This is a genomic window from Achromobacter sp. MYb9, assembly GCF_002975275.1.
Classification (GTDB): Bacteria; Pseudomonadota; Gammaproteobacteria; order Burkholderiales; family Burkholderiaceae_B; genus Achromobacter.
In genome coordinates this window covers 61202-81162 of sequence record NZ_PCOQ01000020.1, presented here as the reverse complement: position 1 = coordinate 81162, position 19961 = coordinate 61202, and the positions used below count along the sequence as shown (strand labels likewise).

18 protein-coding genes are annotated in these 19961 nt (G+C 64.5%); 12 read left to right on the top strand and 6 right to left on the bottom strand.

Features of this window, described 5'->3' with window-relative positions:
* Positions 1-32: 32 nt before the first annotated feature.
* Positions 33-1238, bottom strand: a complete 1206-nt coding sequence (locus CQ050_RS23450; protein WP_105559217.1) for an aminotransferase class V-fold PLP-dependent enzyme — start codon at positions 1236-1238, stop codon at positions 33-35.
* Between the two features lie 181 nt (positions 1239-1419).
* Here CQ050_RS23450 and CQ050_RS23445 point away from each other — a divergent pair, with 181 nt between their 5' ends.
* The 6 genes from CQ050_RS23445 to CQ050_RS23420 all read left to right on the top strand — a co-directional run bounded on the left by CQ050_RS23445 (position 1420) and on the right by CQ050_RS23420 (position 7463).
* Positions 1420-2364 (top strand): LysR family transcriptional regulator, encoded by a 945-nt coding sequence (locus CQ050_RS23445; RefSeq protein WP_105559216.1) that lies wholly within the window; start codon positions 1420-1422, stop codon positions 2362-2364.
* Between the two features lie 11 nt (positions 2365-2375).
* A complete protein-coding gene (locus CQ050_RS23440; RefSeq protein WP_105559215.1) occupies positions 2376-3302 on the top strand; it encodes a LysR family transcriptional regulator in 927 nt (308 codons plus the stop codon).
* Positions 3303-3519: 217 nt separating this feature from the next.
* Positions 3520-4518 (top strand): threonine/serine dehydratase, encoded by a 999-nt coding sequence (locus CQ050_RS23435; RefSeq protein WP_233214258.1) that lies wholly within the window; start codon positions 3520-3522, stop codon positions 4516-4518.
* Between the two features lie 24 nt (positions 4519-4542).
* Positions 4543-5610, top strand: a complete 1068-nt coding sequence (locus tag CQ050_RS23430; RefSeq protein WP_233214257.1) for a DUF4392 domain-containing protein — start codon at positions 4543-4545, stop codon at positions 5608-5610.
* Positions 5607-6080: a RidA family protein gene (locus tag CQ050_RS23425; RefSeq protein WP_105559214.1), complete on the top strand. Its 474-nt coding sequence runs from the start codon at positions 5607-5609 to the stop codon at positions 6078-6080. The genes CQ050_RS23430 and CQ050_RS23425 overlap by 4 nt, the downstream gene beginning before the upstream one ends.
* 63 nt (positions 6081-6143) lie before the next feature.
* On the top strand, positions 6144-7463 hold the full coding sequence (locus tag CQ050_RS23420) for an MFS transporter (protein ID WP_199196909.1): 1320 nt from the start codon (positions 6144-6146) through the stop codon (positions 7461-7463).
* Positions 7464-7542: 79 nt separating this feature from the next.
* On the opposite strand, the gene CQ050_RS23415 is transcribed toward CQ050_RS23420, so the two are convergent.
* The 4 genes from CQ050_RS23415 to CQ050_RS23400 all read right to left on the bottom strand — a co-directional run bounded on the left by CQ050_RS23415 (position 7543) and on the right by CQ050_RS23400 (position 12177).
* Positions 7543-9012 (bottom strand): amidohydrolase family protein, encoded by a 1470-nt coding sequence (locus CQ050_RS23415; protein WP_199196908.1) that lies wholly within the window; start codon positions 9010-9012, stop codon positions 7543-7545.
* A gap of 5 nt (positions 9013-9017) precedes the next feature.
* Complete coding sequence (locus tag CQ050_RS23410) at positions 9018-10004, bottom strand: tripartite tricarboxylate transporter substrate binding protein (RefSeq protein WP_105559213.1); 987 nt, start codon at positions 10002-10004, stop codon at positions 9018-9020.
* Positions 10005-10117: 113 nt separating this feature from the next.
* Positions 10118-11146 (bottom strand): threonine/serine dehydratase, encoded by a 1029-nt coding sequence (locus CQ050_RS23405; protein WP_105559212.1) that lies wholly within the window; start codon positions 11144-11146, stop codon positions 10118-10120.
* Between the two features lie 41 nt (positions 11147-11187).
* A complete protein-coding gene (locus CQ050_RS23400; RefSeq protein ID WP_105559211.1) occupies positions 11188-12177 on the bottom strand; it encodes an N-carbamoyl-D-amino-acid hydrolase in 990 nt (329 codons plus the stop codon).
* Between the two features lie 297 nt (positions 12178-12474).
* Between CQ050_RS23400 and CQ050_RS23395 the strand changes: the two genes are divergently transcribed.
* Positions 12475-13413 (top strand): LysR family transcriptional regulator, encoded by a 939-nt coding sequence (locus tag CQ050_RS23395; protein WP_105559210.1) that lies wholly within the window; start codon positions 12475-12477, stop codon positions 13411-13413.
* A 7-nt stretch (positions 13414-13420) separates the two neighbouring features.
* Here the strand turns inward: CQ050_RS23395 and CQ050_RS23390 are convergent, their stop codons facing one another.
* The gene (locus CQ050_RS23390) at positions 13421-14197 is read right to left on the bottom strand and encodes a LamB/YcsF family protein (protein ID WP_105559209.1); all 777 of its coding nucleotides are present in this window, start codon (positions 14195-14197) and stop codon (positions 13421-13423) included.
* A gap of 145 nt (positions 14198-14342) precedes the next feature.
* Here CQ050_RS23390 and CQ050_RS23385 point away from each other — a divergent pair, with 145 nt between their 5' ends.
* Genes CQ050_RS23385 through CQ050_RS23365 form a run of 5 tightly spaced genes read left to right on the top strand, consistent with a single transcriptional unit; the run spans position 14343 to position 19956 of the window.
* Positions 14343-15392, top strand: coding sequence for an ABC transporter substrate-binding protein (locus CQ050_RS23385; protein ID WP_233214255.1), 1050 nt, complete (start codon positions 14343-14345; stop codon positions 15390-15392).
* Positions 15393-15442: 50 nt separating this feature from the next.
* A complete protein-coding gene (locus CQ050_RS23380) occupies positions 15443-17149 on the top strand; it encodes an ABC transporter permease subunit (protein ID WP_105559207.1) in 1707 nt (568 codons plus the stop codon).
* A 1-nt stretch (position 17150) separates the two neighbouring features.
* Complete coding sequence (locus tag CQ050_RS23375; RefSeq protein ID WP_105559206.1) at positions 17151-18194, top strand: ABC transporter ATP-binding protein; 1044 nt, start codon at positions 17151-17153, stop codon at positions 18192-18194.
* Positions 18191-18958, top strand: a complete 768-nt coding sequence (gene pxpB / locus CQ050_RS23370; protein WP_105559205.1) for a 5-oxoprolinase subunit PxpB — start codon at positions 18191-18193, stop codon at positions 18956-18958. Before CQ050_RS23375 ends, pxpB begins: the two co-directional genes overlap by 4 nt.
* Entirely contained in the window at positions 18955-19956 is a 1002-nt protein-coding gene (locus CQ050_RS23365; RefSeq protein WP_105559204.1) for a biotin-dependent carboxyltransferase family protein, read from the top strand. The genes pxpB and CQ050_RS23365 overlap by 4 nt, the downstream gene beginning before the upstream one ends.
* Positions 19957-19961 lie beyond the last annotated feature (5 nt).

Sequence of the window (19961 nt, the reverse complement as noted above, 5' to 3'; positions counted from 1 at the left end):
TGCATGATGTTCGTCCGGTGTCGGGCGCGCCGTCAGGACGGCAGCGCGTCGACCAGGCGATCGATTTCACTCGTATCGTTGTAGTAACTGGGCGAAATGCGCAGATTGCCGCCACGCACCGCCAGGTCCACGCCGGCCTCGCGCAAGCGCTCGGCAAGATCCTGCGCGTCGTGGCCGGCATGCTTGAACGACAAGTTGCCGGACGCCTCGCCGGGCACCCGCGAACTGACGACCTGGTAGCCCTTGCGCTGCAACGCAGCGGCGGCATGGTCGGTCAGTTCCAAAATGTGCGCTTCGATGCGGGCCGGCGTCAGCGCCAGCTGGATACGTACCGCCGCGTCCAGTCCCCAGATGCCGGTGAAGTTGGCCAGCGCCTCTTCGAAGCGGCCGGCATTGGGCCGGTATTCCAACAGGTAGTGCATGTGGTCTTCCGTGCTGTCAACGCTGTGGTACCCGACGCTTGGGGGGTCCAGCAGGCCCAGCACGCTCTTGCGGCAATAGAAATAGCCCGTGCCGATCGGCGCCAGCATCCACTTGTGCCCCCCCACCGCCAGGAAGTGGATCCCCAGCCGCTCCACATCCAGTTCCAGCGCACCGGCCCACTGGATGGCATCCAGGTTCAGGTACACGCCGCGTTCGTGGCACAGGTTCGACGTGGATTCCAGGTCTTGGCGAAAGCCATTGGAGAACTGCACCGCGCTTAGGGAAACCAGGCGGGTGCGATCGTCCATCAGCTTGCGGATATCGTCCACCAGGATGCGGCCGTTGCGGTTCTTCACCCAACGGATCGTAACGCCGCGCGCGGCCAGCTTCATCCAGCAATACACGTTGGACGGGTACTCGATGTCGGCCAGGATCAAGTTGTCGCCATCGCGCCAGGGAAAGCCGTTGGCCACGTTGACCAAGCCTTCGGTGGTGTTCTTGACGTAGGCGATCTCGTCGCGGCTCGCGCCGATCAGCCGGCCGATGCGTGTCTTGATGGTCTCTTCGGCGTAGCGGCACCATTCCGGATAGGCGTTGCGACCGTTGTCGCGCACGTCTTCCATGAAGCGATTCACCGCTGCCACCACCGGCAGGCTCAACGCTCCGATCGACGCGTTGTTCAGATACGCCCGCCGTTGCTTGATCGGAAATGCCTGCCCGATGTTGCTCCAGTCCAGTTGTTCGATGCCGTTGCGGTCATCGGGAAACAGTGCCACGGGCCCGCCCACGGATGCCGATTTTTCCAGGATATTCACGCCGCGCCTCTTTCATTGAAGATGAGATGATCCTAAGATTGCGTGAATCCATGCGTCAATTTCGTTTGGGGTATCGATTCATGCACTTTTGTAATGTGTCGCCGCGGCTTGGCCCCGTTCTCCTATGGTGCGGGGTGGCTACGTCCGACGAGCCCCCATTCCGCCTTTCGGGTTTGTCCTTATGCGCCTGAACCGCTTGCAAGCGTTGCGCGCCGTCATGGAGACGGGCAGCGTTACCGAGGCCTCGCGCCGCATCCATCGCACCCAGCCCCAAATCAGCCGGCTTATCTCGGCGCTGGAGGACGAGGTGGGATTTTCACTGTTTTCGCGTCAGGGGCGCGGCCTGATTCCCACCCAGGAATGCCTGCGCTTCTATGAAGGCACGCGGCATATCCTGGCCGGATTCGAAGAAGTGTCACGGATCGCCGATTCCATTCGGACCCAACAGGACGCGTGGCTGCGCATACTGACCCAACCGTACTTTGCCTATAGCGTCACGCCGGGCGCCATCGCGGAGTTTTCCCGCCGTCATCCACGGGTGCGCGTGTCGCTGGAAGTCCGGTCCCGAGTAGATGTCGGGCTATGGATGTCCGGCCAGCAGTTCGACCTGGGACTGGCGGCGCTGCCTATCGACTTTCCCGGCATTCGGTCCCGCCCGTTCGCGGACGTCCGTCTGGTCATCGCCATGCAGGCAGGCCATCGCCTGGCCGCCAAGACCGTATTGACGCCCGATGACATCAAAGACGAGCCTTTCATTGCGCTGCGCCCGTTCACCCTGTTGCGCCAGCGAATCGACGACTTGATGGAAAAGCAACGCTTGCCATTGCGCCTGGTCATGGAGACGTCGTCCGGCCAATCCGCCTGCCAGCTCGCGGCGTTGGGCGTGGGCATTGCCTTGGCAGATCCGATTCTGGCGATGAACGTGCCGGGTATCGTGCTGCGCGATTTCGAGCCCGCGCTGAGCATTCCCTATGGCTTCTTGCTGCCCCGCAGCTATGCGCCTTCAGAACAGGCTCGCGAATTCGCCCGTCTTTTCGTGCGTATCGTCAAAGAGACGGCCCCGGACCGGGTGCAGCTGATCACGTTGCCGCCCACTGACGACGACGGGCTATTTTCCGCTTTCTGAGCGAGATCCGCATGAATTTCAAGAGCCTCGAAGTTTTCTACTGGGTGGTGAACCTAAGCAGCTTCAACAAGGCCGCGGTGAAATTGCACACGACGCAGCCCGCCGTGTCGCAGCGCATTGCAGCCTTGGAAGCGGAGCTCGGAGTCAAGGCGCTGGACCGCAGCTCACGCGCCATCAAGCTCACCACCAAGGGGCGCGTCTTGTACGACTATGCCGAACGGTTCATGGCGCTGCATACCGAAATGATGTTGAAGGTTGCGGAAGAACAAGCCGTCAGCGGCGTGGTGCGCCTCGGTGTGGCCGAGACCATCGTGCACACGTGGCTGGTGGAGTTCCTGGAGCAGGTGCAGCGGAAGTATCCCAACCTGAGCATCGACATCGTGGTCGACATTACTCCTACCCTGCGTGACTCGCTCAAGTCCGGCGAGCTGGACATGGCGTTTCTGTTGGGCCCACAACTGGATGACGAGCTGGTCGAGACCACGCTCTGCAGCTACGAGCTTAATTTCCTATCTTCGCCATCGCTGAAGCCGGGCAAGGAACCGTTGTCCAATAGCGATGTGGCTGCGCACCCCCTGATTACCTTCCCCAAGCGTACGTACCCCTACACGTATTTACGTCAGGAACTGACCACGCCCGAGCATGGAGCGCCCCGTTTTTTCACCAACTGGTCGCTATCCACGATCGTGCGCATGGCGGAAGACGGCTTTGGCATTTGCGTGGTGCCTCGGCTGGCGGTGCTGAAAGAGGTCGAGCAAGGCCGCCTGAAGATACGCAATACGCAACTGCAACTGCGTGACCTGACATTTGCGGTGGCCTACGCGCGCGGCAGCGACGAACCCACCAAGCTCGCCCTGGCCAAGCTCGCCGGCGAAATCGCCCAAGCGTCCATGGCGGCCAGTCCACGCCGCCGCAGCATGCGCCGCATGGCAAAGTAGCGCGACGGTGCGAATGCGGGTCGCCTGCCCCGCATCCTATTAGTGCTTTCCCTGATTGCCGAAGGCGTCGTCTCCGCGCGCTCGCCGGGTTTCCAGGGCGTGGCCCCCATGGATAAGCTGAACTTATCCAGTTCGATCCATATTCACGATTGGTTCTTATCGAACGGTCACGCTGTAATGGCTGCGCAATATCGCATTCAGCCAGGAAAGAAACACCGTGACCCTTCCCTCTACTCCGCCTCCATTCGCTATATCGCTCAGCGAAGTGCAACAAGCGCATGAACGCATCCGTGCGCACATCGTCCGCACGCCGCTGTTGGAAAGCCAGACGCTGAACCACCTGTTGGGCGGCCGGATTATTGTCAAGGCCGAATGCCTTCAGCATGCGGGCGCCTTCAAGTTCCGCGGTGCGTGCAACCGTCTGCTGCAGCTCAGCCCGGCGCAACGCCAGGCAGGCGTCGTGGCGTTTTCATCGGGCAACCACGCGCTGGCGACCTCGGCAGTTGCCCGCAAGCTGGGCATTCCCGCAACCATCATCATGCCGTCGGACGCACCCAAGGCGAAGATTGAAGGATCGCGCGCCAATGGCGCGACAGTCATCCTGTATGACCGCCAGAACGATGACCGCGAAGCAATCGGAGCGGAGATCGCCACCCGCACCGGCGCGGTCATGGTGCCGCCTTATGACGATCCGCACATCATGGCGGGCCAAGGCACGGTGGGCCTGGAAATCATCGAACAAGCCACCGAACGGGGCGTAGCCCTGGACGCGGTCATCGCCGCCAGTAGCGGCGGCGGACTGGTCGCCGGCGTTGCCACGGCCGTGAAAAGCTTGTCGCCCAAGACGGCGGTCTATGCGGGCGAGCCGGCTGGCTTCGACGAGTTGGCACGTTCCCTGGCGTCGGGTCAGCCCGAGTCCAATGCACCAGGCGCCCGCTCCATTTGCGACGCATTGCAGGTCGTGCGCCCCGGCAAGCTCACCTTTCCGGTCAATCTGCACCTATTGGCAGGCAGCCTGGTCGTGACCGACGACGACGTCCGGCAAGCCATGAAGGCCGCATACCAACACCTGAAGCTGGTGGTTGAACCGGGCGGCGCCGTGCCGCTGGCCGCCTTGCTGGCGGGCAAGCTGGACGCCGCCGACAAGACCATCGTGGTCATCCTGAGCGGCGGCAACGTGGATACCTCTGTCTTCATTGAAGCGCTCAATCGTTAAGCGGCGCTTGTCACCGGAAACATCATGCTGAATCCCGAATCGACTACTTATCAACGCGTTGCCCGCACGATCGACGAGTTCATGCGGCTGGATTACACGGGCGTCGGACTGATCGGCAACCTGTACGCTGCGCTCCAGACCCGGCAGCCGGGGCATGCGTGCATGGGCGCAGCCGAACGCCTGTACCAGGCGACGCAAGCACAAACCGGCCCGATACTGATCGCCACCGGCTTTCCGGAGGGCGGTGGCGCACCCGAGACCGACGGCCCGATTGGCGCTGCGTTGATGGCGCGCGCCTTCTTTCTTGGCATGCGCCGCGAAACAGTCATCGTCATAGACGAAGATTGGGAAGCAATGATGATTGCCACCTGCCGCGGCGCTGGCATGGCACCCATGCCCTTCCCGGCCGATGGCGTCATCCGGCCCATCGAGTACCTGCGGCCGGTATACATCAAGACCGTACCCAAAGGCGACGAGGCCTCGCAGGCCATCTGCGATGAACTGATGCGGGTGACGCGCCCCTGCGCCGCCATCGCCATCGAACGTCCGGGCCGTAACGCCAAAGGGCTTTATCACGGGTTGGGGGGGCGACCGCTGGACGGCCTGGTGGCCAATCTCGATTATCTGTTCGAACAGGTGCAAGCGGCCGGCATCCCATTCATCGGTATCGGCGATGGCGGCAACGAGCTGGGCATGGGCGTGATTGCCCAGGACCTGCCGCGCTTTTCCCCAAAAGCGGCCGATACCGGCATGCCGGGGCGTGGCGGCGTAGCGGCCGTAACGGCCGCCGATTGGCTGGTAGTGTCCAATGTGTCCAATTTCGGGGCAACGGGCGTAGTGGCGGCATTGTCTGCCTTATTGGAGAACCCCGTGGTGTTCCATACGCCCGAGCTGGAAACCCGCAGCACCGAAATGTGCGTGGCCAGCGGCGGCGTGGACGGCATGTTCATGGCACCAGAGCCGGCACATGATGGCATTGCCATGGAGGAATACGCCGGAATGGTGCGCGCGTTGCGTGGCAGCGTGATGCGCGCCCTTGGTCACTCCATCAACTGGCAGGGCCATCAGGGTGATTGGAGGCAGATCAAATGAGCGCTGCCACGATCTCCGCGCGGGTTCGCGGCCTGGGCCTGACACTGCCGGCCGCCAACCCGCCTCGCGGCAGGTACGTGCCTGCCGTGCGGGCCACGGACCTGCTGTTCGTCGCAGGCCAGGCACCGCGCCTGGACGGCGTCCTGATGTTCTCGGGCCGCGTCGGACGCGACCTGACGATCGAGCAAGGCCGGGAGGCCGCGCAACTGTGTGCGCTGAATGTTCTGGGCCATCTTGCGCAGGCATGCGGCGACGACTTAACGCGCGTGGTCGGCGCGGTACGGCTGGCAGGCGTGGTCAATTGCGCCGACGATTTCGACGCGCATTCGCAGGTTTTGGACGGCGCTTCCAACCTGATCGCTGCCGTGCTGGGCGACGCCGGACGCCATGCCAGGATCGCGACTGGCGCCTCGTCCCTGCCGTCGCGCATGGCCGTGGAAGTGGAAGCCATCTTTCAACTCAAACCATAACGGCCGCGTCCGGGCCAGCCAGGTGCGAGTCCGGACGTCTGCCGATCAAACAAGGGGTAAGCCGTGCAAGCAACATTGAATCCTCCCGCGCAGGCGGGCCAGGCGCTGGAGCGCAACGCTGTCTACCGCAAGGTCGCCTTGCACATTATGCCGTTCCTGATGCTGTGTTACGTAGCCGCCTATCTGGACCGCATCAACATCGGCTTCGCCAAGCTGCACATGCTTAACGATCTTGGCTTCAGCGACGCCATCTACGGCCTGGGTGCAGGCCTGTTTTTCATTGGCTATCTAATCTTCGAAGTGCCTAGCAACCTACTGATGATGCGTATCGGCGCCAAAAAGACGATTTCGCGCATCATGATCCTGTGGGGCTTCATCTCGGCCGGATTCGCCTTCGTCGAAACGCCCACGCAGTTTTACGTACTGCGCTTTCTGTTGGGCGCGGCCGAGGCCGGTTTCTACCCCGGCGTAATTCTGTACCTGACCTATTGGTTTCCTGCGAACAAGCGTGCAAAGATGGTGGCGCTATTTGTTGGCGCCGTGCCCCTATCTGGCATGATCGGCGCACCGCTGTCCGGCGCGATCATCGGCTGGGGCCATGGGGCGCACTCCCTCGCGGGTTGGCAATGGATGTTCCTGATTGAAGCGATTCCTTCGCTGGTGCTGGGGCTGCTGTGCCTGAAGTACCTAGCGGACAACCCCGCCAATGCGCGTTGGCTGGCAACCGACGAGCGCGATCTGATCGAGCGGGAAATTCAAGCGGAACGCGATCTGACCAGGCACGACAAGGCAACGGGTTCGCTCGCGGCAACCCTTCGGGACAGACGCGTTTGGAAGATGACGTTCATCTGCTTCTGCTCGGCGATTTGCTCGTACGGCGTGTCGTTCTGGCTGCCGACGCTGGTCCAGCAACTCAATGTAGGGGACGTCATGCACGTGGGCCTATATACGGCCGTGCCCTTTACCGCCGCCTTTGTCGTGATGATTCTCATCGGCCGCAGCTCCGACCGAATGCGCGAACGCCGTTGGCACCTGGTGGGCCCCTTCACCTGCGTCTGCGTTGGTCTTATCGGCAGCGTCTGGTTCCATGACTCGATTGGGCTGGCCTTACTGTCATTGACGATTGCCGCAATCGGCGCCTACAGCACTACCTCCATGCTATTCACGATTCCAGGCCTTTTTCTGTCCGGCGTCGGCATGGCCGCAGGCGTGGCGATGATCAATTGCTTTGGCGGCCTGGGAGGGTTTGTCAGCCCCTATGTAGTGGGGCTGGTCAAGGACATGACGGGCAGCACCGACAACGGCGTGATCTTTATCGCCTGCGTCGCCCTGATCGGCGCGGCCCTGACCCTTACCTTGCCCAAACGGCTCGTTAACCGCTAGGTTCCGGATTTGGCCGGCCCCGGACCGCTGATCCCAACATCATTTCCGTCGCCCGACTGCCAGTACGCGCCGGGGAGCATCACAATTTCGGCCGGATTACCTTGCCGGTGCGCGACCCGGTGCCTGCGCCGGCCCGCCACGCAACGCTGCCATTGACCAGCACGTAGTCAATGCCTTCCGCCTGGCGCGTCGGCGACGACCACGTCGCGGTGTCGGCGATGGTGTCCGCGTCGAACACGACGAGGTCCGCCGCGTGGTCGACCGCAATGCGGCCGCGTTGCGGCAGGCGGAAATAAGCGGCGGGCTTGCCGGTCATCTTGTGCACGGCCTGCTCCAGCGTGAACAGCCCGACGTCGCGGCAGTAATGGCCCAGCACGCGGGGGAACGTGCCCCACAGGCGTGGGTGCGGCGCCGGGTCGTGCGGCATGCCATCCGAGCCGATCATCGTGCCGGGATAGGCCAGGATGCGTTCGACGTCGGCCTCGTCCATGATGAAGTAGATGGCGCCCGCCGGTTGCAGCGCGTCGACCGCCTCTTCCGGGCTTACGCCCATATCGTGCGCGATATCGTCCAAGTCCCGTCCCGCGTATTGCGGGTGCGGCACGGACTTTGTCACGATGACGCGGCTGGACACTGCCAGACGATCCTTGCGCAGAATCGTCGAGCCGGCCACGTAGGGATAGCAGTCCAGCGCCACTTCCTGGCGCTGGCTGGCTTCGGTGATGTGCGCCAGCGTTTGCACCGAGCGGCCGTGGTTGCGCGGGCCAATCAGCTTGTGATGCGAGATCAGCACGGGTGCGCCGCCCGCCTCGCCCACGGCGAAGGCTTCGTCCAGCGCCGCGAAGATGCGGTCGCCTTCGTCGCGGATATGGCTGGCGTACATGCCGCCCTGCTCGCGCAGCACGCTGGCCACCGCCATCAGTTCGTCCAGCGTGGCGGGCATGGCGGCCGGATACGCCGTACCGGTGGACAAACCAATCGCGCCGCTTTGCATGGCCTCGCGCAGCAAGGCCTGCATGTGCTCGATCTCGCTGGCGGTGGCGGGCCGGTCGAACTCGTCCATCGCAGCGGCGCGCAGCGAGGTGTGGCCCACCAGGCAGGCGGCGTTCACGGCGGGCGGGTGGAGGTCCAGGTTGCGCAGGTACGCGCCAAAGGTCTCGTAGGGAAAATCGCTGACGTCATTGCCCAACAGATTGACCGGCGCCGGCACATCGCTGCGCCAGCCCGAACGCCACGGGGCCTGACTGATGCCGCAGTTGCCCGTCACTACCGTCGTCACGCCCTGGCTCAGCTTGGCGGGCATGCCAGGGTCGATCGACAGGTAACGATCGTCGTGCGTGTGCGTGTCGATGAAGCCGGGCGCCACGATGCGGCCGACGGCCTCCAGCACCTGCGTGGCGTGTGCGCCGTCCAGGTCGCCGACGGCCGCTATGCGGCCGGCGCGCACGCCCACGTCGGCGCGGAAGCGGTCGGCGCCCGTGCCATCGATCACCGTGCCTCCACGGATCAGCAAGTCGTAGCGTTCATGGGTCACGGTGGTCAGGTTCATGGCGTTCAGTCGATCTTCACGTTGGCTTGCTTGATCACCTGCGCCCACACCGGACGTTCGGCATGCGCGCGGTCAAACAGCTGCTGGCGTGGGCCGATGTTCGGCACATAAGACAGGCTCTTCAGTTTCGCCTGCACGTCGGGCGATTGCAGCGCCTTGTTCATGGCCGCGTTCAGGTAGTCCAGCACCTTGGGATCCGTGCCGGCGGGCGCCACATAACCGGTCCACGCCACCGCGCGATAACCCTTCAGGCCCTGCTCATCCAGCGTGGCAAGGGCAGGCATGGACGGGTCACGTTGCAGATCGGTCACGGCCAGCGGCACGACCTTGCCCTGGTCCACGAACGATGCGATGGACGAGATGTTGTCGAACACCAGGTCGGCTTCGCCACGCAGCACGGCCAGGTCCGCCTCGACGCCGCCCTTGTATGGCACGTGCATGAACTCCACGCCGGCCATCGAACTGAACATGGCGGCGCTCAGGTGCCCCGTCGTGCCGTTGCCGCCCGACGACACCACCAGCTTGCCTGGCTCCTTCTTGGCCAGCGCGATCAGTTCGGCCACGCTCTTGACGTTCAGGCCCGGCCGTACGGCCAGCAGGTTCTGCACGGAACCCGTCAAGGCCACGGGCGCCAATTGCTTGTCGGCGTCGTATTGAAGCTTGGCGTACAGGCCCTGGTTGATGGCCAGCGTGGCCACGTTGGCGAAACCGATCGTGTAGCCATCGGGTGCGGCGTTGGCCACCGCCTGCGTGCCGATAATGCCGGAGGCCCCCGTGCGGTTCTGCACCACGTAGTTGCCGCCCGTCTGCTTGGCCATTTCCGCGGCCAGCAGGCGTGACACGAGGTCGGGTGTCGTGCCGGTATTGAATGGCACGATGATGGTGACCGGGTGCTCGGGGTAGGCGGCCTGGGCGGCGGAGGCCGCCGTCAGGCTCAGCGCGGCGCTCGCCGCGGCGAGCCAGCGCTTGGCGCTGCTTTGGTGCGTGGACATGGTTTTCTTCCTTGGACTGTTATGGGTTTTGCCGCGCCAGCTCTGCGTCCGGCGCGGGTACGGCATGGCCGGGCCTTGCGGCCCCGCCGATCTGGAACCAAACGCTTGCGCGCTTAGCCCAGGGCAATCTGGCGCAACAACGGCAAATCGATATTTCCGCCCGACAGCACGATGATGGCGTCGCGGCCCTCGGCCGTGATATGGCCAGCCAGCAAGGCCGCCAACGCTACGGCGCCACCCGGTTCCACGACCAGCCGCAGTTCATCCAGCGCGAAGCGGATGGCGGCGGCGACTTCGGCATCGCTGACCGACACCGCCGCGCTCAGGCTGCGGCTGTTGATGGCATAGGGCAGTTCGGCCGGCGTGGCCGCCTGCAAGGCGTCGCAAATAGTCTTGGCGCCGGGCGGGTTGCCTTCACGTTTGCCGGACGCAAGGGATCGCACCGTGTCGTCGTATTCACGGGGCTCCACCGCCACCATGCGGGCCTGCGGCGCCAGCTCTCGCAACACCAGCGAACACCCCGCCGCCATGCCCCCGCCGCCGCACGGCGTGGCGAAGAGCCCCAGGTTTGCGCGCGAGGCGGTGGGCAGGTCTTGCAAGGCTTCCAGCGCCAGCGTGCCCTGCGCCGCCAGCACATCGGGGTGGTCCCCCGGCGGCAACAAGGTCGCGCCGGTTTCGGCCAGCAGCCGCATGCCGATTTCCTCGCGGCTTTCGCGCAGCCGGTCGTAGCGCACGACCTTCGCACCATGGCGCAGCGCCTTTTCGACCTTGTTCTCCGGCGCATCCACCGGCATCACGATGGTGGCGGGCACGCCTAGGCAACGGCTGGCCCACGCCACCGCCTGCCCGTGGTTGCCGGTGGAATACGCCACCACGCCACGCGCGCGTTGTTCGGCATCCATATTCAGCAGCGCGTTGAACGCGCCACGCGCCTTGAACGAGCCCGTGACTTGCAGGTTTTCCAGCTTCAGCCAGATGGGCGCTTGCGCGCATTCATCCAGCACGGGCGAGCGCAGGAGCATCGTGCGGCGTACGTAGGGGCCCAGGCGCTCGGCGGCGGCGGTGACGTCGGCGTAGCCGGGCACGCGCATCGTGCCCAGCATTTCATGTTCGATGGTCGGAGGCAGAAGCGTCGCGGTCATGAGGAATGTTCAATCCAGGGGGAAGAGTCGATTGGGGCGCGTCAGACCGACGGCGTCCACACGGCGGGGGCCACGCTGCCGGTCTGTTCGACCAGGCGGGTATACGCTTCGGGGCGGCGGTGCTTGGCAAAGTTGAAGACGGTGTTGCGGCCCAGCTCGCACAGATCCAGGTCGCAGTCGGCAACGATCAGCTCGTCGTCCCAGGTGGCCGCCATGGCGATGATTTCGCCTTGCGGATTGACGATGATGGAATGGCCCAGCAGTTCGTGGCCGTCTTCGGTGCCGGCCTTGGCGACGGCGGCGGCGAAGGTGGCGTTCTGGTAGCAACCCGCCTGGATAGACAGATGCGAATGCAGCACGCGCAGGTGATGCGCTTCGAAACCGCGGTTGTCTTGATTTCGGCTGGGCGTGTTGTAGCCCAGCATGACCAGTTCCACTTGCTGCAGGCCCAGCACGCGCCACGCTTCCGGCCAGCGCCGGTCATTGCAGATCAGCATGCCGAGATTGGCGTCCAGGCCCGGCGCGACCGGTGCACGCACCACCGGGAAGCCCAGATTTCCCACTTCGAAATAGCGCTTTTCCAGATGCTGCACCTGACGGTGTTCGGCAAACTCTGCGTGGCCCGGAAGATGGACCTTGCGGTACTTCAGCACGATCTCGCCATTGGGCGCGATGACGACCGACGTATTGAAGCGGCGCTTGCGCGCGATGCCTTGCTCGTCCGGCTCCCACGCCAACTCTGCATAGCCCAGATACACCATCACGCCAAAGCGCTTGATGGCGTCAAACAGGGGTTGCGTGGCGGGCGATGGCAGGCTGGGTTCGAACCAGCCATCAGCCTCGTCCAGGTCTTCACAGTACCAGCGCGGAAAGAACGTCGTCAGCGCCAACTCGGGAAACACCACCACCTGCGCGCCCCGCTGGTGTGCACGCTCCAACAGTCGGAGCATGCGGCCGATCACCACCTCGCGCCCCTCCAAACGTTGAATGGGACCCAACTGGGCGGCGGCGACAGTGACGATGCGAGACATGAGGCGATCCTGGAAGGGGTAAAAGACAGGTTGCTGGCAGCATGCCGCGCCCCGCGCTTGCCGGAAAGCCGTCCCCTTGCGCGGGATAGCGAGGACACCGCCGGCGGGAATCGACTGGAAGTCCTTGAAAATAAAGGGTTCTGGCCGCAGCGCCGAATGCACAAGCATCGCCGAGGACTGTGCATTTAGTTATGGGCTACGCGCAAAACGTCATGGCGACCGCGTGGCGGGCGCGCCGCAGCGCCTGTCAGGCCATAAAATGGCAGCCACCCTTTTCCTTTGCGGACATTCCTTCCCATGGCCGGCCCCCTCCCCTCCGCGCCCGGAGCCCTGACGCTTCGCCAGATCGAGGTTTTCCACGCGGTGATGTTGACCGGTTCGCTGAGCGAAGCCGGCCGCATGCTGTCCGTGACGCAGCCCGCTGTGAGCCGCGTGCTGGCCTCCGCTGAAAACCGCTTGCGCTATCAGCTGTTTGAACGCGTCAAAGGCCGGCTGCATCCCACGCCGGAAGCGCGGCGGCTGTACGCCGAGGCCGAAGAGATCTTTGGCCGCGTTAACCGCTTCAACGCCCTGGCGGGCGCATTGGGCGCAGGGTCCGCAGGCGCGGTCAGCCTGGTGTCCAGCCCCAGCTTCAGCGAATGGCTGATTCCGCACGCCATCCAGAAGTTTCGTGAACGCCACCCCGACACGCCCATCCGCTACCGGCCGCTGGCCTTTGATGCGCTGTTGCCTCACCTGCTGCTGGGTCAGGCCGACTTTGGCCTTGCGTCGATGCCGCCGCCGGTCAACGCCAATATCGTCAGTGAAGAAATCGGTCAGGGCTGGCTGGGCTGTGCGGTGCCGCGCGGCCATCCGCTAGCGGTGCGCAGCCGTGTGCGGGCCGAAGATCTGCAGGGGCATCTGCTGATCGGCTACGGCGCGGACACGCCATTCGGGCGGCTCGCCAGCCGCTTCCTGAATTCCGGCCCGGTGCCGGTGCAGCCGCAGATCGAAATCCGCTCGACACCCGAAGCGCTGGCGCTGGTGCGGCAAGGCGTGGGCGTGGCGTTGATCGAGTCATTTGGTTATCACCCGAGCTTCGGCAAAGACTTCGTGCTGCTGCCCACCGACCCGGCGCTGGGCCACGCAATCCATCTGCTGAATTCGGCCAGCAGCCCGCTGTCCAGCACCGCCCGGCGCTTTGCAAGCGTGCTGAAGGCGCTGATCAAGCAGGCGCAGAAAGACGCGCCTTTCTAAAGAAGCCCTACTGAAAGTCCAGCTGCGAGATCGGCCGCAGGCGCACGCCTTCGGCCAGCAGCGCGTCGCGCACGGCCTGCGCAATCGCAACCCCTTGCGGGTTGTCTCCATGCACGCAGATCGTGTGTACCGGCATCGCCACAACCTTGCCGCCTACCGTCCGTATCGCCTGTTCGCGCACCATGCGCAGCGCCTGCGCGGCCGCCGCCACCGGGTCATGGATGACGGCGCCCGGCTCGCTGCGCGGCAGCGTCAGACCGTTGTCGCCATACAGACGATCCGCAAATACTTCACACGCCACGCGGATGCCCGCCCGGCGCGCGGCGCGCTCGGTTTCGTTATGCGGCGTGCACACCAGCACCAGGTCCGGGTCCAGCGCGCGCATGGCCCACGTCAAGGCCTCCGACAACGCGCGGTCTTCGAAGGCCTGCGTGGCCAGCGCGCCATGCAGCTTGACATGCGACACGCGATGCCCCGCCGCGCGCGCCATCCCCTGCATCGCGGCGATCTGGTACGCAATCATGTCGCCAATCGCTTGCGGACTATCGCCCGTGATCTTGCGCCGGCCAAATCCCCACAGGTCGTTAAAGCCCGGATGCGCGCCCACGTCTATGCCCCGTTTTAGGGCGGATGCCGCGGTTTGGTGCATGACGGAAGCATCGCCACCGTGAAATCCACAGGCCACGTTGGCTGATGTGATGAGGTCGAGCATGGCCTCGTCCGAGCCGATTTTGTAGGGCCCAAAGCTCTCTCCCAGGTCGGAATTGAGGTCTACGTCGTACATGTGAAGAACTCCGAAAAAAAACGAATTGCGATGCTTGGCATACCGTTGGCATGCAATTTGCATGCCAAGGACTTGCTGAGGCGATATGCCCAGGATCGGGGCAGGTTTGCCCATCGCGTTTTTCTTCTCGAACGGAGTCCAAGCAATGCATCTCAAATGGAAGAACGTCACGTGCGCTGTTGCCGCCACGTTGGCAATGGCCACGGGCGTGGCACAAGCAGCAGAACTCAATTTCGCAAGCTGGGGCGGCAACTACCAGGGCGCCATCCGTGACGCGTGGCTCAAGCCGTTCTCGAAGGAAAGCGGCATCACCATCCACGAGGACACCGACCCGCAAGTGGCGAAGATCCGCGCCATGATCGACACCAGGTCGGTTACCTGGGACGTGGTGACCGAGAACAGCGCCCGCCTCACGCGCGGCATCAAGCTGGGCGTGTTTGAAAAGATCACGCCCGACATGGTCAAGCAGGATCACGTCATTGCCAACGCGCGCAGCGACTACGGCGTGCCGTCGGAAATCTTCTCGACCAACATCGGTTTTTCCACGCAAGCCTTTCCCGCAGGCAAGCCGCAACCCAGCACCTTCGCGGATTTCTGGGATGTGCAGAAATTCCCCGGCAAGCGCACCCTGCAGGATGATCCGGCCACGGTGATCGAGGCCGCGCTGATCGCCGATGGCGTGGCGCCCGCCGACGTCTACAAGGTGCTGGCCACCAAAGAAGGCCTGGATCGCGCCTTCAAGAAGATCGAAGCCATCAAGCCGCATGTGGCGCGCTGGTGGAAAAGCGGCGCCGAGCCCGTCAACGCGCTGGGCAGCGGCGAAGTCGTGATGGCGCTGGGTTGGAACGGGCGCTTTCAGGCCGGTATCGATTCAGGCCTGCCGATTGCGATGGGCTGGGGCGACAGCATTGCGCAAGTCGGCTACTTCGCCATCGTCAAGGGTTCACCCAACCGCGATGCGGCCATCAAGCTCTTGAACTTCATGATCCAGCCCAAGAACCAGGCGGAGTTCAGCAAGTACATCGCCTACGGCCCGACCACCGAAGCGGCCCTGCCCCTGATAGATGCCAAGCGGCTGGAACGCCTGCCGTCGACCACCGAGCGCCTGAAGAACAGCATCTTCCTGAACTCGGAATTCTGGGACGCCAACGGCCCCGCCATCACCGAGCGCTACAACCAGGTCCGCGCCCGCTGATCCGCCACCTTCCTTACCCAACGCCGGCGTGCGCGCCGGCGTCCCCTGCCATGACTACGAGCACCGACGCCCTTCCCCTGCCCGCCGCCCGACTCCGTCCGGCCGCCGCTCGCCGGCGCGGCCGCGTGGCGGCCCTGGCCGCATTGCCGTTACTGTTATTCCTGTTGCTGTTCTTCGCCGGCCCCATCGCTGGCTTGCTCAGCAATGGATTCAAAGGCGAGGACGGCGGCCTGACGCTGGCGCATTACCGCCATCTGCTGGACACCCCGATCTACCGGATCGTGCTGGGCAACACCTTCACGATTGCCGCGGCGGTCACCGTGTCTTGCGTGGTGTTGAGTTATCCGCTGGCCTATCTGATGGCGACGGTATCGCCGACGGTGGCGCGCGTACTGTTCTTCGCGGTGCTGTTGCCGTTCTGGTCCAGCGCGCTGGTGCGCACGTCGGCGTGGATTGCGCTGCTGGGCAAGAATGGGCCGCTGAACACGCTGCTGACCACGGTGGGCGTCCTGGATCAACCCATGGCGTTTCTCTATAACTTCACCGGCGTGATGGTCGGCATGACGCATGTGCTGATGCCGTTTGTCGTGCTGCCCTTGTATGCGTCGTTCCGGTCGCTGGACGGCAGCCTGGTGCAGGCCGCGCAGAGCCTGGGCGCCGGGTCCGCGGGGATCTTCAGCAAGGTCATCCTGCCGTTGACGAGCCCCGGCGCGGTCGCGGGCGGCATCATCGTGTTCATGAATGCGGTGGGCTACTACATCACGCCGTCGCTGATGGGCGGCCCTGCCCAGCGCATGGCGGCCGAACTGATCTCGCACAACATCACCGAAGAACTGAACTGGGGGCTGGCGTCGGCGCTGGCTGGCGTATTGCTGGTGACGGTGCTGCTGTCGCTATGGCTGTTCAACCGGCTCTTCGGCCTGAACAACCTGATCAGCGCGAGTTCCGGCAAGGGCAGCAACCACGCCGGCTACCGGCGCACACCCGGCGGGCGCGTGGCAGCGCTGCTGGGCGTGGCCTGCGCGATCTTCCTGCTGCTGCCCATCGTCGTCGTGATTCCGATGAGCTTTGGCACGACAGATTTCCCGATCTTTCCGCCGCCCAGCTATGGGTTGCGCTGGTACGAGAACTTCTTCACTGACGGCAAGTGGCTGGCGGCGTTGGCCTCCAGCACCAAGATCGCCATCGTCGTGACGCTGCTTGCCACGGTGCTTGGCACCGCTGCCGCGCTGGGCGTGAGCCGGCTGGCCGCGCGCCGCCAGGGCTGGCTGGACGCGTTCTTCATCATTCCGATGTCGGTGCCGGCCATCGTCACGGCGGTGGCGCTGTACTACCTGTTTGCACCCATTGGCTGGGTGGCGAACTCGATGGCGGTGATTCTGGGCCACACGGTGCTGGCCGCGCCCTATGTCTACATCACCATGCGCGCCGCGCTGCGCAGCCTGGACCCGAATCTGGAATTGGCCGCGCTGGGCATGGGCGCATCGTGGCCGCGCATGTTCCAGCTGGTGATGCTGCCCGCGCTGATTCCCAGCCTGGTTGGCGGCGCGGTGTTCGCCTTGGTGAGCTCGTTCGACGACGTCGTCATGGCGCTGTTTCTGACCACGATTCGCAACCGCACCCTGCCAAAACTCATGTTCGAAGGCCTGGCCAACGACTTCGATCCCACTGTTATCTCGGCCTCTTGCCTGCTGGTTGGGGCAACGGCGCTGATTTTGCTTGCCAACCTGCTGCTGCGCAGGAAGAAGGAAGACTGATATGCAAACCGCTTACGACATCCGTCCGCAACGCCCGCCCGAGAGCCAGGGCAAAGAACTGGTCATGACCGGCATTCACAAACGCTATGGTGATTCCGTGGCGCTGCCCGAGGTCGACCTGACGGTTGCGCGCGGCGAATTCTGCACGCTGCTGGGCGCGTCGGGCTCGGGCAAGACGACGCTGTTGAAGATCATTGCGGGCTTCGAGACGCCTGATGCGGGGGGGGTGAAGATCGGCGGGCGCGACGTCACGCATACGCCAATATCGGATCGCAACATCGGCATGGTATTTCAGAACTACGCGCTGTTTCCGCACATGAGCGTGTTCGACAACGTGGCCTTCGCCTTGCGCATGCGGCGCTTGAACGAAGACGACATCCGCCGCCGCGTGGGGGAAGCGCTTGATCTTGTCAGCCTGGTGCCGCTTCAAGACCGCAAACCGGGCGCGCTGTCGGGCGGCCAGCAGCAGCGCGTGGCGTTGGCGCGCGCGCTGGTGTTTACGCCCGACATCCTGTTGATGGACGAGCCGCTAGGCGCGCTGGACAAGAACCTGCGCCAGGCCATCCAGCTGCAACTGCGCCGCCTCCATCAAGACCTGGGGCTGACGGTGGTGTTCGTGACGCACGATCAGGAAGAGGCGATGAACCTGTCTGACCGCATCGTGATTCTGGAGCAGGGCCGCATCGTCGATGCTGGCTCGCCAGAAGGCTTGTACCGCCAGCCGGCCAGCGCTTTCGTGGCGGGGTTCCTGGGCGAGTGCAATTTTCTTCCAGCTGAAAGTGCCGCTACCGCTGCCACATTGGGCGTGCGGCCCGAACACCTGCGGCTGGGCAGCCTACTGGCGGGTTCGGATGTGCGCCACAGCGGCCGTGTCGTAGCGGCAACCTTCTGCGGCCTGCACTGGAAAGTGTTCATCGAAGCCTTCGACAAAGTCATTCTGGCGTATGCGCCGCTGGGCATTGACGCCGCTGACCGCACGCCGGGCCAAGCCGTGACGTGGGGCTTTCGCCCCACCGACGCCATGGAATTTGCCGCCGCAGCATGACGAGCGCCACGCTTTCCTCTTGCAGCAGCAACGCGCCGCGCATCCTGACGGCGGGCGATGGCACGCTGCTGGTCGAATTCGCCAACCGCATCGACGCCGATACCAATGCGCGCGTGCTGGCGCTGGCGCAGGCACTTCGGGCGCAGCAGCGCAAGACGTGTGGTTTACTCGGCGTGGTGCCGGCGTACCGCTCGCTAAGCATCCGCTTTGACCCACTGACGATCAGCCCTGCGGGGGTGCGAGACGTGATCGCGCGTTGCCTGGACACGCCGGCCATCGCCATCCACACCCTCCCGCGCCGCTGGGACGTGCCCGTCTGCTATGGCGGCGCGTATGGCGAAGACCTGCACGCGCTGGCGGAACGTCATCAGCTGGAACCCGCCGACGTCATCGCGCGCCATCGCGCACCGGTGTACCGCGTGTTCATGGTTGGGTTTCTTCCGGGCTTTGCATATCTGGGCGGGCTGGACCCCATCTTGCATACGCCGCGCCGCGCCATGCCCCGCTCGCATACGCCGGCCGGCAGTGTGAATATCGGCGGCCAGCAAACCGCCATCGCCTCGGTGCCCGGCCCCAGCGGCTGGCACTTGATCGGGCGCACGCCGTGGCGCAGTTTTGATTTGCGCCATGCGCAGCCATTCCTGTTCGAGGCGGGGGACGAGATCGTGTTCACGCCGATCAGCGAAGACGAATTTGCGCGCATCGATGCCTTGCATGCTGATCCCGGCTACCGGCCGCAGCCACGCACCGGAGGCCACTCATGAGCGCGCGGCTGCTTGTCGTTACGCCCGGCATGCTGACCACCGTGCAAGACCTGGGCCGGCCGGGCTATGAACACATGGGCGTCCCGCCATCTGGCGCGATGGACCCAGGCGCGCTGCGGCTGGCGAATGCCCTGGTGGGCAACCCTGGTGATCTTGCCGCGCTGGAATTCACGGTGACGGGTGGCCGGCTACGCGTCCTGGACGCCGCCTGCACCCTGGCGTTTGCGGGCAGCGCCGCGCTGCATGTGTCGGCGGCGGGCGGCTTGCCCGCGCGCGCGTTGGCACCCTGGCAATCCCACCGCGTGCCGGCCGGCGCCCTCTTGACCATCGGCCCGCTGGAACGCGGCATGCGCGGCTACCTGGCCGCAAGCGGCGGCATCGTGGTGCGCCCGGTGTTGGGCAGCGCGTCAACGCTCACGCGTGCGGCCATGGGCGGCATTGAAGGCCGGGCGCTAAAGCGCGATGACGTCCTGGCCGTCGGCCGCGCCGGCGCGCCTTTCCTGCGGCGCTGGGTGCCATTGCGCCACACCGCGTGGTTCTATCGCGATACGCCCATCGGCGTCATCCTTGGGCCGCAGCAAGATCATTTTTCCGCCAGCGAGATCCGCCGCTTCTTGAACGCCACCTATCGCCTCGCGCCGCAGTCCGACCGCATGGGGTTGCGCCTGGACGGACCCGCCATCGCGCCCGCCCTGGGCGCTGATATCATTACCGACCCCATCGCGGCAGGCAGCATCCAGATCCCTGGCGCGGGCCAGCCCCTGATCGCCATGAATGACCGTCAAACCACCGGCGGCTACCCCAAGATCGCAACCGTTATCAGCACCGACCTGCCGCGCCTGGCGCAGATGCGGCCGGGTCAGCCGCTGCGATTCGAAGCGATGGACGCGGCCGCCGCCGTAAGACGTTTGCGCACCGATACGCAATGGCTGGACACTCGCGAACGCGAGCTGCGCGCCGATCCGAATTTTTCCATCTTCCCTCTTCTGCATCCGTGATTCCT